Origin of the sequence: Pseudoduganella plicata (genome assembly GCF_004421005.1) — a bacterium.
Classification (GTDB): domain Bacteria; phylum Pseudomonadota; class Gammaproteobacteria; order Burkholderiales; family Burkholderiaceae_D; genus Rugamonas; species Rugamonas plicata.
The window spans coordinates 1,311,563-1,324,257 of record NZ_CP038026.1 but is presented as its reverse complement, the minus strand read 5'-3'; the positions used below and the strand labels follow the sequence as shown (position 1 = coordinate 1,324,257).

The window sequence follows — 12,695 nt, the reverse complement described above, 5'->3', positions numbered from 1 at the left end:
GATTGCGCGGCAACTCAGTCGGCGCGGCGGCGGCGCGGCTTCTTCGTCGGCGCGGCCTTCTTGCGCCCGTTCGATTGCTTGCTGGCCTTCATGCTGCCGGCCGAGGCCTTGATCAAAGAGGAGGGCGACGAGCGTCCGGCGCGGGCGACGCGCGCCAGGCTCCGACGACCGTCATCGCCCGTGATCAGGCGGCGGATGTTGAGCGCGTCCATGATGCGCGCCGAGTTGGCGCGGGCATTGAGCAGCACCATCGTGGCATTCTTGCCGGCCGCCTTGATCTTCATGATCAGGCAGCGGCCCGCTTCTTCCGTGTAGCCCGTCTTCGACAGGCCGATGTCCCAGCCCTTGGCGCCGACCAGGCGGTTGGTGTTGTGGTACTCGACCGAGCGACCCTTGATGTTCATGACCTCGCGGGTGTCGGTCGTGATGCGGGTGATGTCCGGGTAGGCGGCGGCAGCCGTTGCCATCTTGACGAGGTCCGTGGCAGTGGAGGTGTTGTTCGGCGACAGCCCGGTCGGCTCGGCGATGCGCGTCTGCGTCATGCCCAGCGCCCGGATCTTGCGGTCCACGGCGGCCTTGAACGCGGTTGGGCCGCCGGGGAAGGTGCGGGCCAGCGACGCTGCGGCGCGGTTGTCGGACGACATCAGCGCCAGTTGCAGCACTTCGCCGCGCGACAAGGTCGCGCCGACCGGCACGCGCGACGTGCTGTGCTTGAGCGTGTCGACATCCTGCCGGTCGATCAGGATCTGCTCGTTCATATCGAGTTTCGAGTCGAGCACGACCATGGCGGTCATCAGCTTCGTCAGCGAAGCGATCGGGACGACGTCGGTGGCGTTCTTTTCCAGCAGAACTTTACCGGTGCCGTCTTCGACGACGAGCACGGACTGGGAGCCCAGTGGCACGGCAGCGATGGCGCAGGCCGCGGAGCACGACAACAGCAGGGCGGCGGCGAATTGTTTGATCATTTTGTCTGGATTCGGAAAGGGGCGGGGCAGTGCGGCACACGGACGGCTTTGCAAAAAAGCACTCTATCTGTGTGGCAATATTTCACAAGCATAGAAGATAGCACCAATCGCCGCGCCCAGTCCAGCCGATCTCAGCCGTGCGCGCCTGTCGAGTCGGGGAAATGCGAATTGAAAAGGAGGCCGAAGCCTCCTCTTAAGCGTCACCTAAGACTCATGGACAGCCGCTCACTTGCTGGCGTATATCTTGTCGAACTCGCCGCCGTCGTCGAAATGGCGCTTCTGCGCTGCGCGCCAGCCGCCAAAAACGTCGTCGACGGTGAACAGCTTGACGGGCCGGAAGGTGGCTTCGTACTTCTTCGCCACGGTTGGCGAGCGGGGCCGCAGGAAGTGCCTGGCGATGATTTCCTGGCCCTGCTCGGTGTACAGGAAGTTCAGGTAGGCCGTGGCTTCCTTGCGCACGCCGCGCTTGTCGACGACCTTGTCGACGACGGCGACCGGGGACTCCGCCAGGATCGACTGGGACGGGTAGACGATATCGAAGTTCTGGCCGAACTCCTGGCGCATCAGCTGCACTTCGCTCTCGAACGTCACCAGCACGTCGCCGATCTGGCGTTGCGTAAACGTCGTGGTGGCGGCGCGCCCGCCCGTGTCCAGGATCGGCACGTTCTTGAAGATCTTCGTGACCAGTTCGCGTGCCTGGGCGTCGGTGCCGCCGTTCTGCAACACCGAACCCCACGCGGCCAGGTACGTGTAGCGGCCGTTGCCGGCCGTTTTGGGGTTGGGGATGACGACCTTGACGCCCGGCTTGGCCAGGTCGGCCCAGTCCTTGATGCCTTTCGGATTGCCCTTGCGCACCAGATAGATCATCGTCGAGTAGCTGGGCGCCGCGTTGTTCGGGAATTTCTTCGCCCAGTCCTTGGCGACGAGGCCGCGGTCGGCCAGCATATCGATATCGTTGGCCTGGTTCATCGTCACGACGGACGCTTCCAGTCCGTCCGCCACCGAGCGCGCCTGCTTGGACGAGCCGCCGTGCGACTGCTTGATCTGGATCGTCTTGCCGGTGCTCTTCCGGAACTGCGCCTCGAACGCCGGATTGATTTCCTGGTACAGCTCGCGGGCGACGTCGTAGGAGACGTTCAGCAGCGTGACGTCGGCTGCCGATGCGACGCCTGGCAGGCCGATGGCGGCAGCGGCCAGAGTGGAGGCCAGCAGCAGGCGGCGGCTCGTGCTAAATGCGGTTTTGTTATTTTGCATGGTGTGCTCGTGGTGGAAAACAGATATCAATGGTCCGAAATTCCCGGCCGAAAAGATACTAAATTTTCGTAATATGCTTAGACCTCGTCTGCGCCGGTGCGCCCCGACGGCTTCCGGCCGACTCGTGTATAGTCCGGCTACAGCTTCATCGCACCCGAGATTTCCGCCCCATGAGTTTTACGATCCGACCCGCCATTGCGCAAGATGCCGACGCCGTTTGTGGCGTGTTGCGCCGTTCCATCAGCGAATGCTGCGAGGCGGATCACCGGAGCGACCCCGCCGTCCTGGCCGCGTGGCTGGGCAACAAGACACCGCAAACGGTCACGTCGTGGTTCGAGTCGCCCACCAACGTCTCGCTGGTGGCGTTGCGCGACAATACCGTGGTGGGAGTCGCGCTGCTGACGGGGGCGGGCAAGCTGGCGCTGTGCTACCTGCTGCCGGACGTGCTGCGCCAGGGTGCCGGCAAGGCGCTGCTGGCCGAAATGGAAGCGCGCGCCGTTGCGCTTGGCATGAAGACGATGTTCCTGCACAGCACGCTCACGGCCGAGGGCTTTTTTGCCGCCCATGGCTATCGGCGCGACGGTAACGTGCGCGCGCCGTACGGCATCGACACGGTGCTGTTCTGGAAGCCGCTGGTGGAACACGCCGCCGCGCCCGACTCGCAGCGCAAGCGCTTTTGCAACTGCAACTCGGCCTGAGCCGCCGCCGTACCTTCTTGCCTCCGCACGATCCGCGCCGTTCCGGCAGCGATCTTGACAATGTGTCATAGTATTTCCGTGCGCCCGCCCAGGCGCCCCGTTATCCTATCGAGCCGGAGAGATCATGTGTACCGAAACCACGCCGCATCGCCATGCCATTTTCTGCATCATGCCGCCCTATATCCTGGCCTCGATCGCCAAGAACGGGACCCCGGCGCAGCGGGCATTCGCCGTCGACACGCTGTCGCTCGACCATTCCTTCCGTACGTTCCGGGCGACGAGCGCGCCGTTGCGGACGCAACGGCGCGTGGCGATGGCGGGCACGGAGCCCGCGCTGAAGCGCACGGTATACGACGCGAAGAACGGCCAGACGCTGCCGGGTGACGTCGTCCGTACCGAAGGCGCCCAGCCCAGCGGTGACGCAACGGTGGACGAGGCCTACGACGGCCTGGGCGCCACCTACGACCTGTTCCTGAAGGAATTTGGCCGCAATTCGATCGACGACGCGGGCATGCCGCTCAATGCCACCGTCCACTATGACAAGGATTACGACAACGCGTTCTGGAACGGCACCCAGATGGTGTTCGGCGACGGCGACGGCACGCTGTTCAGGCGCTTCACCAGCTCGCTCGACGTGATCGGCCACGAACTGACGCACGGCGTCACGGAGGTCGAGGCATCGCTGCAGTACCAGGGCCAGTCGGGGGCGCTGAACGAATCCGTGTCCGACATTTTCGGTTCGCTTGTCAAGCAGTACAAGCTCAACCAGAAAGCGGACGAGGCGGACTGGTTGATCGGCGCCGAGCTGTTTGTCGAACCGGGCCCGACGCGGCAGGCACTGCGGTCGATGAAGGCGCCGGGCACGGCCTATGACGATCCGGTGCTGGGCAAGGACCCGCAGCCCGCGCACATGGACGACTACGTCAACACGGTGCAGGACAATGGCGGCGTGCACATCAATTCCGGCATCCCGAACCGGGCGTTCTACCTGGCAGCCGTCGCGATCGGCGGCCATGCCTGGCAGGATGCGGGCCGGATCTGGTACGACACGCTGCTCGACGCGAAGCTCAAGCCCAACGCGACGTTCAAGGCGTTCGCCAGGCTGACGCAGTCCAACGCGGACCGGCTGTTCGGTGCCGGCAGCGCGCAGTCGAAGGCCGTGGCACAGGCCTGGAAGGATGTCGGGGTCCTGTAGGGAGGTCGCGATGCGGATCGAGCTGGTCACCGAAGGCGGCTTTGCCGCGCTGCCCGGTCTGCAAAAGCCCGTCGTGCTCGATTGCGCGCTGCTGCCTGCGGACGTGGCGGTGGACGTGACGGCGCAGTGCAACGAGCTCGTGCGCGAGCTGGCCGCGGCACCGCCCGCGGCAGCCACGCCAACGGCATTGCGCGACGCGCGGCGCTACACCGTGACGGTGGAGGCCGACGGCCGGACATCGTCGTTTACCGCATCGGACACGGCCATGTCCGCCGCCTTCCGGCACCTGCTCGATCTCGTGCGGTCGCACGGCCGCCGATAAGCGCTCAGCCCAGCCAGCCGCGCGCGAGCGCCTGGCTTTCCCGCTGTACCGACATCAATATGCCGCAGCCCAGCCCCAGGGTCATCAGCGCCGTGCCGCCATAGCTGATGAACGGCAACGGCACGCCGACCACGGGAAAGATGCCGCTGACTATGCCGATATTGATGAATGCGTAAGTGAACAGGATCATCGTGATGGCGCCGGCCAGCAGGCGCGAGAAGGGCGTCGCGGCCCGCGCCGTGATCTGCAATCCGCGCACGATCAGGAAGAAATACAACAGCAGCAGCACGATATTGCCGGCGAGCCCGAATTCCTCGGCATAGACGGAAAAGATGAAGTCGGTCGAGCGTTCCGGCAGGAAGCCCAGGTGGCCCTGCGTGCCTTCCATCCAGCCGCGGCCGGACATGCCGTCGGCGCCGATGGCGATCCCCGCTTGCTTGATCTGGAAGCCCTTGCCGAGCGGATCGGCGTCCGGGTTCAGCAAGGTCAGCACCCGGTGGCGCTGGTAGTCGTGCAGCAGCGGCCACGACAGCGGCACGGCGGCAATCCCGGCCACGGCCAGCGCCAGCAGCGCCCGCCATGACAGCCCCGCCAGTACGATCACATAACCGCCAGCGGCCAGCACCAGCAACGCCGTGCCCAGGTCGGGCTGTTTCATGATCAGCCCGACGGGCAGCGCCAGCAATGCGGCGGCGACGGCAAACGTCTGCCAGCGCCGCGCAGCACCGTAGAAGTGGAAGAACCAGGCCAGCATCAGCGGCATGGCGATCTTCATGATCTCCGACGGCTGGAAGTCGAACCCGACGGACAGCCAGCGCGTGGCGCCTTTCTTGCTGACGCCGACGACCAGCACGGCCAGCAGCATCAGCACGCCGATGCCGTACAGCGCGGCCGCATGGCGCATCAGAAGGCGCGGCGGCACATTGGCGGCGACCCACAGCAATGCGAGCGCAATGCCGATATTGCGCAGTTGCGCCGCGAACCGTCCCGGGAAATCCGCCGCCGCCGAGTACACCGTCACCAGGCCCGTCGCCAGCAACAGCACAATGCACAGCAGCAGTGGCAGATCGACCGCCGCGTACGGACGCAGCCGTCTCCACAGAGTGTCGCGGTTCACTGCAATGCCTGCAGCCAGATGACGCGGCCGGCCAGCACGGCCATGCCGACGGCGCAAACAATGGCCAGGGTAGCGAGGCGGCGTTTGAAGCAGGCGTTGGCGGGATCGGACGGTGACGGCATGGCTGCGCGATGAGGAGTGACAGGCGCGTCATTATAAGACGCGCCTTGTCCGAACGTCACGGCAATGTCAGCCCCGCAGTGTCCCCCGGCCAAACGCCTTCAGCTCGCCAGGCGCGAACGCGATCCAGCCGTCGATGCTGTCGACAGGCTGCGTCGCAACGATGGCCTTGCCGGCTTCGAGACGGTAATGCAGGTTGGTGGAGCAGTGCGCAAAGAGCGCTTCGCCGTTGGAGAGGATGAAGTTGAAGGTGCCGTGCGTGGCGATCTCGGCGGCCACTTCGGCCATGGCGGCGCGCAGTACGGCGGGTGCCGGGGCACCGTGGGGGAAGCGCCGGGCCAGCTGCGACAGCAGGTGGCAGAATGCCGCTTCGCTGTCGGTGTCGCCTTGCGGGCGGTACAGGGCAGGTGCCGGCGCAAAGCCCTTCAGGTCGCCGTTATGGGCGAAGCTCCAGGTCTGGTCCCACAGGCGGCGGGCAAACGGGTGGCTGTTTTCCAGCGCGATGCGGCCCTGCGTGGCCTTGCGGATATGGGCCAGGATATTGCGGGCCCGCAGCGGGCGGCGGCGGATGCGCGCTGCCAGGGGCGAATCGATGGCGGCCCGGTGGTCGGTAAAGAGGCGGCAGCGTTTGCCGCTGTGGAAGGCGATGCCCCAGCCGTCCTTGTGTTCGTCCGTGCGGCCGCCCCGTTCGGCAAACACGTCAAAGAACGGTCCGAGCGCGGCGGGAAGGCTGCTGTTCAATCCGAGGAGCTGGCACATGGGACACCGCTTTCGCGTTGATGATGTTGAGTTAGGGTAACAATATCCGTGCCCGCATGGCGTGTGAACGAATCTTTTCCAATATGCTTATGTGTGTTGTTGTCTGTCAACTTTCGGTGCCGGCGTGGCGTGGTGCAGGCACGGCCGGGCACGGTTATTCATCCGGCGCATAAGGAACGGCGAAAGGATTCGTTTCCCGCCGATGCCCCCGCGCGTACGCTGGCTGCAATCCAATGTTGTTGTGAAAGGCAGCAATGCGCTATCCCATCCTCAATCAATATCTGGCAGGGCTCGCTCAACGGGCCGATGCGTCGTCGCTGTGGCTGGACGCGTCGGGCCGGGCCCATGGCCGTTTCTTCAACTGCAGCATGACGAGTGTGTTCCAGCCCGTGCGCACCCTCGACAGCGGGTCCCTCGTGGCCTGCGAGGGACTGGCAAGGGGCGTATCGCACGAGGATGAAGGGTTGTCGCTGTGGCGCCTGCTGGAGCATGCCGCCAGCGACGACGAATCGATCGAACTGGACCGGCTCTGCCGCATGCTGCACGCCATCAATTTTTTCCGGCAGACCGGACACTTCGACGCGGACCTGCACCTGAACGTGCACGGACGGCTGCTCAGCGCCGTCAGCAGCAACCACGGCTTCGCGTTCCGCCGCATCCTCGATGCGCTGGAGCTGCCGCTGGGCCGCATCGTGCTGCAGCTGCCGGCAACCGTGCCGCAGCAGACGTGGCTGCTGAACTATGTAGCGGACAATTACCGCCGCAACGGTTTCCGCTTTGCTGTCACGGTGACGGGCGTGGAGGAAGGGCTTGGGCTGATCGACCGGCTCCGGCCCGACATCGTGCGTTTCGATGCCCGCGCGGCGCGCGACGGAGAAGGGCTGGCGAAACTGGTCGACGCGATGGGAGCGTCCGGCGGGCGCGTGCTGTTCCACCATGCCGAGCGGCCCGAAGCATTGACGGCGCTGCGTGCCATTGCCGACCACGCCGCGCACATACCGCTGGTGCAAGGCTATGCGCTGGACCTACCCCGTGCACAACTGCCCGGTCCGGTGGCCCGCGCCGCAGCGTAACTGCCGCCCTGACTTAATCGTGGCTTAAAACAGCGGCGGCGGCGGTTGCGCAAACGGCCACACACTTAAAGTGATTTCTCAAGTTCGGCGCCGATCGGCTATAGTTACGGACGATTCCGCTTCATTGGGATAGCCATGGCTACGCGCAGAACATTTTTAAGCAAGACACTCGGCCTTACGGCCGCGAGTTTCATCGGGGCGCCGCTGGTCGGCCTGGCCCCGGCCCGGGCGGCACAGGACAACCTGCAGCCGCCCCCTGACATCTTCGATGCCCAGGCGCTCGATCTCGAGTTCTGGGTCAAGCCGCGCACGCTGACGGTCACCCGGCCACAGAGCGGCGAAAAAGCCTCCGTGCTGTACTGGCGCGATGGCGAAGTCATCGACTCCGCCTACGAGCAGCTGTGCCATCTGCTGCGCGACGTGAACGGCAAGGAGACGGCGCCGATCGATCCGAAGCTGCTGGAAACGCTGTGGGGCGCACAGGCGTTCGTGGCCCGTTACGGCATCGACAGCCCGATCGAGATCCTGTCCGGCTACCGCACGCCAGCATCGAACCAGCGCCTGCGCGAACAGGGCATACCGGCGGCGCGCCAATCGCTGCACATGGAAGGGAAGGCGGCCGACGTGCGCATCGCCAACCTGAACGAGGAAGTGCTGGGCGGCCTGGTGAAAAGCTTCCGCCAGGGCGGCGTGGGGTTCTACTACCGCGGCGGACCACGCGGCGGCTGGATTCATGCGGACACGGGCCTCAAGCGCACCTGGAAAGGCTGACGTTGCCAAGAAAACCGGTGCCAGGCTGCAATTTGAATGAATAAAACCGGTGCCAGGCTCCGATTTGAGAAAAAACCGGTGCCATGCTCCGATTAAAACCGGTGCCAGGCTCCGATTTTGATTTGACTAATGACTAATCGGAGCCTGGCACCGGTTTTTATACGGACGCGGGTCTGTCCCGGATTTTGCTTCAGCTGTAGTAATAGGGATTCGGCGGCACGCTGTCCTTCTTCTGCCGGTCCACCGCGTCAAGGTCCAGGCGGTGGTCCCACCAGATCTTCCAGCCGCGGCGCTGGTCTTCTTCGACGTTGGGGTGCGTCTCCTTGTAGCCTTCCAGGAAGGCTTCGAACTCCGAAACATAATTCTTCATCTTCATCATTTTCTCCTTCAATCGGTTACACTGCGGGCCCGTGGCGACAGCCTCGCGCGGCCCTTGCCCTAACCAGACAGAACACTTCATGCAGGACAAATCAGATCAGGATGACCGCGACGACGCGCGCCCCCGCTTCCGGCCCGTGCCGTGGACGGGGTTGGAAACCCCCGCCGACGTCGAACTGTGGATTGCCGAGCACAACCTCGCGCTGCAGGAACATATCCGGCCGAACGAGACGGGCTACGGCGTCCGGTTTACGCTTGCCGAAGGCGGCGACATCTACATGCAAACGCCGGACAACGCGATCGTGCTCGATGTTACGCCGGACGCCGAATGGGTGGCGCCACTGATTGTCGCGGTGGCCCGGACGGAGCCGCCAAAGGGCAGCACGTGGGTGCTGCCGGACGACAAGCTGATCCAGCTCATCATGGGCCTGTCCAGCCTGATCGCCAGCACGACACTCGTTGTCGGTCATAATTTCGGCCGCGGCCGGATGGGCTGATCCCCGCTGCTTGTTGCCTGCACGCCAGCGCTCGACGAGTTCAATTGTGCATGGTAGGCTGAATTGCATGCTCGGCAGGGCCGGGCAGCCATCGGTACGGCGAATGTATGGCGCTCGGTTCCAGGGGAATTATGGACAACAAGGATCGCACAGCGGCAAACGAGACTTTTCCGGTCACGGCCGATGTCGCCCCTGGCCCTCGCACGCTTGCCGGCATGCTGCAGCAGGAGGTTCTGCTGATGGCGATCGGGGGTGGCGCCGCAGCCCCGACCCAGCCCGGCACGTCGGCGCAGCCGGACGACAGCGCGGGCGCGCTTTTCGGCGAACTGACCCTGCTTGCCCCGGTCGGCTGCTTCCTGCTCGACAGCGATACGACCGTCCTGCAAACGAACCTCGTCGGCGCCAGCCAGCTCGGCATCGACAGGCTGTCGGCCGCCCGGCACCGCCTGCGCGGCTTCGTGGCGCAGCGCTTCCTGTCTGACTTCGACGCCTTCTTCGCCTGCGCCCTCGGCAGCCCGACGCCGGTGCGCTGCCAGCTGCAACTGCAGCCCAGTCGTGGCGCGCCCGGCTTTCCTGTCACGCTGGTCGGCAGTGCCGATGGCGAACACGTGCGTATCACGGCAGAGCCGGCCGAGGGGCGCCTCGCCGCGCTGGAAAAGAGCGAAGAACGCTTCCGGCGCATCGTCCAATCCGCCGGCGAGGGCATCTGGGAACTGGATGCGGCAGCGCGCACCACGTTCGTCAACCCGCGCATGGCGGACATGCTGGGCTACCGGATCGAGGAGATGCTGGAGCAGCCGCTGGTGCGTTTCATGGATGCGGAAGGGCGCTCGATCCTGGAACGCAATATCGCGCGGCGCCAGCAGGGCATGCCGGAGCGGCGCGAGTTCAAGTTCATCCGCCGCGACGGCAGCGAACTGTGGGCGCGCCTGGCCACCAGCCCCATCTTCGATGCCCACGGCGGCTACCTGGGCGCGCTGGCGCTGGTCAGCGACATCACGCAGCACAAGGAATCGGTCGAGCTGGCCTGGCACCAGGCCAATTTCGACGCGCTGACGGGGCTGCCGAACCGCAATATGTTCCAGGAACGGCTGCGCCATGAAATGCGCAAGGCGCGGCGCGACGCCGTCTACCTGGCGCTGCTGTTCATCGACCTGGACGGCTTCAAGCAGATCAACGACAGCTTCGGCCACCAGCAGGGCGACAACCTGCTGGTCGAGGCCGCCCGCCGCATCGGCGCCTGCATGCGTGCGACGGACACGGTGGCGCGCATCGGCGGCGATGAATTCGTGGCCATCCTGCCCGGCCTGACGCACGTGCAGGATGCCGAGCGGGTGGCGGAACACGTCATCGAAGTGCTGAACCGGCCATTCGACCTGTCCGGGCAGCAGGGGCTGATCTCCGGCAGCGTCGGCGTCGCGCTGTACCCGTCGGACGCGGCCGATGCCGAAGAGCTGTTGCGCCATGCCGATCAGGCGATGTACGCGGCCAAGAACGGCGGACGCAACCGCTACAGCTACTTTACGCCGGACATGCAGGCGGCCGCGCAGCAGCGGCTGCGCCTGGCAGGCGAGCTGCGCCGCGCCGCCGCGCGCCAGGAATTCGAGCTGTACTACCAGCCCATCATCAACCTCAAGAGCGGCGGCATCGAGCGGGCCGAGGCGCTGCTGCGCTGGCATCACCCGGAGCGCGGCCTGCTTGCGCCGGCCGACTTCATCGCCGATGCGCAATCGTCCGGTGTGTTGCAGGAGATCGGCGACTGGGCGTTCCGTCAGGCGGCCGACCAGGTGCTGGCCTGGCAGCGCGAGCTGGGCCGCCCGTTTCAGGTCAGCATCAACCAGTCGCCCGGCCAGTTATTGGCGGACACCCAGGCGTGGCGCAGCTATCTGGACAGCCTGGCCCTGCCGCCGCGCAGCATCGTCATCGACGTGCCGGAAGACCTGCTGAACGAACCGGCGGGCGAGGCGCTGGAACAGCTGCGCCGGCTGCGGGCAATGGGGCTGCAGGTGGCGCTGGACGACTTCGGCACGGGCCACTCGGCGCTGGCGCAGCTGAAGAAATTCGATATCGACTACCTCAAGATCGATCGCAGTTTCGTGGCCGGCCTGACAGGCAATGCGGACCACGCCGGCAACGGCGACAGCGAAGGCGAGGGCAATGGCGGCGACCTGGCGCTGTGCGAAGCCATCATCCTGCTGGCGCACAAGCTCGGTCTTGAGGTGGTGGCGGAAGGAGTGGAAAGCGAAGCGCAGCTGGCGCTGCTGCGGGCGGCCGGCTGCGACTATGCGCAGGGCTATGTGATCGCGCGTCCGGCACCCGCGGCGCAACTGCTGGCACTAGTACGGACGGGCGCTACGCCGGCGCTGACGGCCGACGGCGGCGTCGGCATGAATGCCGGGGCCCGCGCCGGCGCGGCGGCCGTGGCGCTCGCCGACGTGGCCGATTCCGGCATCAGCGCAGCATGAGCAGCGACACGACGCGGTCGCGGTTGATGCCGACCAGCGCCGACGTCAACGCCTGCAGCGACTGGTAGCCGGGCACCTTGGCGATCGTGGCGAACTTGTCCGCGATGTCCTCGACGCCGGCCACTTCCATTTTCGGCATGCTCGTTTCGGCGCGCAGTTGCGCGTCGTTCAGCTCCTGGCGTACTTTCGCCAGCGCAGCCTCGACCCGCGACAGCGCCTGCATGACCTGCTGCAGCGTCTCGCGCATCGTTTCGATATCGCCCGTGCCCCAGTTTTCCGGGGCCAGCGCCGGCGCCTCCGCTTCCGCCTTCAGGCGGTTCAGCTGGCCGGTGGGGAAGCGGATGCCGCTGCCCTGCACGGCAAACGAGTCGCGCACACCGGGCCAGTTCGCTTCGTCCGTCGCGAACGTCAGCTCGCCATCCTGGCCCATCGACACGCGTACGCCGGCCGGCGCCAGCGCCTGGTCGAAGCGGCTGACGATTTCGCCGTCCGTCAGGCCGGGCGACAGGTGTACCGAGCGCAGGCCCTGCGTGCCGCCGCCTACCGAAACGGCCAGCGTTTCGCGCGCGCCATTGCGCAGGTTGGCCAGGTTCATGCCGCGCACGGAAAAGCGCTGGCTGGCCGGTTCGGATTTCGAGAAGTTCAGCCGCGCATCGAGCTTGCCGCCGGTGGCTTCGCGGCGCGCGCGCCACGTTTCGCCAAACTGGCGCACCTGCTGCTCCACCTGGCCGTCGCGCAACTGCCGCGCGGCCAGCTTGGCCGACAGGTCGGTCTTGAGCGAGCGCAGCTGCGCCGCGCTCTGCTCCAGGAAGTCGATGGCCTGCTGGGCACCGGAAATATCGCCTTGCAGCGGCTGGTCCCAGTTGCTGAGGCCGCGGCGCAGCGGCGCGGGCGCGCCCGGCTCCTGCGGCGATGCGGGGTCTTTGCCGACGCCGGCGTTTTTCAGGCCAGCGGCATCCAGTGCGGTAGCTGAGCCGGTGGTGTCCGTGGCGATGCCGGTGGAACTTGAGCGCTGGATGATTTGCATGGCGGTGACAGTACGATAGAACTACATGATCAGGTTGCCGTATTGCGGCACGGC

The 12,695-nt window shown here is 65.8% G+C and carries 14 protein-coding genes; 7 read left to right on the top strand and 7 right to left on the bottom strand.

Going from position 1 to position 12,695, the window contains the following annotated elements; translation table 11 throughout:
- Window positions 1-14 precede the first annotated feature (14 nt).
- A complete protein-coding gene (locus E1742_RS05755; protein WP_134383960.1) occupies window positions 15-965 on the bottom strand; it encodes a serine hydrolase in 951 nt (316 codons plus the stop codon).
- A gap of 225 nt (window positions 966-1,190) precedes the next feature.
- The gene (locus E1742_RS05750; RefSeq protein ID WP_134383959.1) at window positions 1,191-2,219 is read right to left on the bottom strand and encodes a sulfate ABC transporter substrate-binding protein; all 1,029 of its coding nucleotides are present in this window, start codon (window positions 2,217-2,219) and stop codon (window positions 1,191-1,193) included.
- 170 nt (window positions 2,220-2,389) lie between these two features.
- Between E1742_RS05750 and E1742_RS05745 the strand changes: the two genes are divergently transcribed.
- The 3 genes from E1742_RS05745 (at window position 2,390) to E1742_RS05735 (ending at window position 4,434) form a co-directional block, all read left to right on the top strand.
- Window positions 2,390-2,917 (top strand): GNAT family N-acetyltransferase, encoded by a 528-nt coding sequence (locus E1742_RS05745; protein WP_134383958.1) that lies wholly within the window; start codon window positions 2,390-2,392, stop codon window positions 2,915-2,917.
- Window positions 2,918-3,041: 124 nt separating this feature from the next.
- The gene (locus tag E1742_RS05740) at window positions 3,042-4,112 is read left to right on the top strand and encodes a M4 family metallopeptidase (RefSeq protein WP_134383957.1); all 1,071 of its coding nucleotides are present in this window, start codon (window positions 3,042-3,044) and stop codon (window positions 4,110-4,112) included.
- Window positions 4,113-4,122: 10 nt separating this feature from the next.
- Window positions 4,123-4,434 (top strand): protealysin inhibitor emfourin, encoded by a 312-nt coding sequence (locus E1742_RS05735; protein ID WP_134383956.1) that lies wholly within the window; start codon window positions 4,123-4,125, stop codon window positions 4,432-4,434.
- A gap of 4 nt (window positions 4,435-4,438) precedes the next feature.
- Here E1742_RS05735 and rodA read toward each other — a convergent pair whose 3' ends face one another.
- The 3 genes from rodA to E1742_RS05725 form a co-directional block, all read right to left on the bottom strand.
- The gene (rodA, locus tag E1742_RS05730) at window positions 4,439-5,557 is read right to left on the bottom strand and encodes a rod shape-determining protein RodA (RefSeq protein ID WP_134388051.1); all 1,119 of its coding nucleotides are present in this window, start codon (window positions 5,555-5,557) and stop codon (window positions 4,439-4,441) included.
- On the bottom strand, window positions 5,548-5,673 hold the full coding sequence (locus E1742_RS27040; protein ID WP_259772431.1) for a hypothetical protein: 126 nt from the start codon (window positions 5,671-5,673) through the stop codon (window positions 5,548-5,550). The genes rodA and E1742_RS27040 overlap by 10 nt, the downstream gene beginning before the upstream one ends.
- Before the next feature lie 67 nt (window positions 5,674-5,740).
- Complete coding sequence (locus tag E1742_RS05725) at window positions 5,741-6,430, bottom strand: class II glutamine amidotransferase (protein ID WP_134383955.1); 690 nt, start codon at window positions 6,428-6,430, stop codon at window positions 5,741-5,743.
- Between the two features lie 254 nt (window positions 6,431-6,684).
- Here E1742_RS05725 and E1742_RS05720 point away from each other — a divergent pair, with 254 nt between their 5' ends.
- Window positions 6,685-7,503 (top strand): EAL domain-containing protein, encoded by an 819-nt coding sequence (locus E1742_RS05720; protein WP_134383954.1) that lies wholly within the window; start codon window positions 6,685-6,687, stop codon window positions 7,501-7,503.
- A gap of 135 nt (window positions 7,504-7,638) precedes the next feature.
- Window positions 7,639-8,274, top strand: a complete 636-nt coding sequence (locus E1742_RS05715) for a YcbK family protein (RefSeq protein WP_134383953.1) — start codon at window positions 7,639-7,641, stop codon at window positions 8,272-8,274.
- A 190-nt stretch (window positions 8,275-8,464) separates the two neighbouring features.
- Here E1742_RS05715 and E1742_RS05710 read toward each other — a convergent pair whose 3' ends face one another.
- Window positions 8,465-8,653: a DUF3460 family protein gene (locus E1742_RS05710; RefSeq protein WP_166793436.1), complete on the bottom strand. Its 189-nt coding sequence runs from the start codon at window positions 8,651-8,653 to the stop codon at window positions 8,465-8,467.
- A gap of 79 nt (window positions 8,654-8,732) precedes the next feature.
- On the opposite strand from E1742_RS05710, the gene E1742_RS05705 reads away from it, so the two are divergent.
- Window positions 8,733-9,149 carry a hypothetical protein gene (locus tag E1742_RS05705; RefSeq protein ID WP_134383951.1) on the top strand — a complete coding sequence of 139 codons (417 nt, stop codon included), beginning with the start codon at window positions 8,733-8,735 and terminating at the stop codon, window positions 9,147-9,149.
- Window positions 9,150-9,280: 131 nt separating this feature from the next.
- Entirely contained in the window at window positions 9,281-11,614 is a 2,334-nt protein-coding gene (locus E1742_RS05700) for a putative bifunctional diguanylate cyclase/phosphodiesterase (RefSeq protein WP_229466550.1), read from the top strand.
- Here the strand turns inward: E1742_RS05700 and E1742_RS05695 are convergent.
- Window positions 11,601-12,641 carry a hypothetical protein gene (locus tag E1742_RS05695; protein WP_229466549.1) on the bottom strand — a complete coding sequence of 347 codons (1,041 nt, stop codon included), beginning with the start codon at window positions 12,639-12,641 and terminating at the stop codon, window positions 11,601-11,603. The two genes, E1742_RS05700 and E1742_RS05695, sit on opposite strands and share 14 nt — an antisense overlap.
- Between the last annotated feature and the right edge of the window lie 54 nt (window positions 12,642-12,695).

What these genes read in the sequence shown, in the direction of transcription:
- E1742_RS05745 (WP_134383958.1), top strand. Translation starts at nt 2,390, where the DNA reads ATGAGTTTTACGATCCGACCCGCCATTGCGCAAGATGCCGACGCCGTT.
- E1742_RS05735 (WP_134383956.1), top strand. Translation starts at nt 4,123, where the DNA reads ATGCGGATCGAGCTGGTCACCGAAGGCGGCTTTGCCGCGCTGCCCGGT.
- E1742_RS05695 (WP_229466549.1), bottom strand. Translation starts at nt 12,641, where the DNA reads ATGCAAATCATCCAGCGCTCAAGTTCCACCGGCATCGCCACGGACACC.
- E1742_RS05700 (WP_229466550.1), top strand. Translation starts at nt 9,281, where the DNA reads ATGGACAACAAGGATCGCACAGCGGCAAACGAGACTTTTCCGGTCACG.
- E1742_RS05740 (WP_134383957.1), top strand. Translation starts at nt 3,042, where the DNA reads ATGTGTACCGAAACCACGCCGCATCGCCATGCCATTTTCTGCATCATG.
- E1742_RS05755 (WP_134383960.1), bottom strand. Translation starts at nt 965, where the DNA reads ATGATCAAACAATTCGCCGCCGCCCTGCTGTTGTCGTGCTCCGCGGCC.
- E1742_RS05725 (WP_134383955.1), bottom strand. Translation starts at nt 6,430, where the DNA reads ATGTGCCAGCTCCTCGGATTGAACAGCAGCCTTCCCGCCGCGCTCGGA.
- E1742_RS05710 (WP_166793436.1), bottom strand. Translation starts at nt 8,653, where the DNA reads ATGATGAAGATGAAGAATTATGTTTCGGAGTTCGAAGCCTTCCTGGAA.
- E1742_RS05705 (WP_134383951.1), top strand. Translation starts at nt 8,733, where the DNA reads ATGCAGGACAAATCAGATCAGGATGACCGCGACGACGCGCGCCCCCGC.
- E1742_RS05720 (WP_134383954.1), top strand. Translation starts at nt 6,685, where the DNA reads ATGCGCTATCCCATCCTCAATCAATATCTGGCAGGGCTCGCTCAACGG.
- E1742_RS05715 (WP_134383953.1), top strand. Translation starts at nt 7,639, where the DNA reads ATGGCTACGCGCAGAACATTTTTAAGCAAGACACTCGGCCTTACGGCC.
- E1742_RS27040 (WP_259772431.1), bottom strand. Translation starts at nt 5,673, where the DNA reads ATGCCGTCACCGTCCGATCCCGCCAACGCCTGCTTCAAACGCCGCCTC.
- E1742_RS05750 (WP_134383959.1), bottom strand. Translation starts at nt 2,219, where the DNA reads ATGCAAAATAACAAAACCGCATTTAGCACGAGCCGCCGCCTGCTGCTG.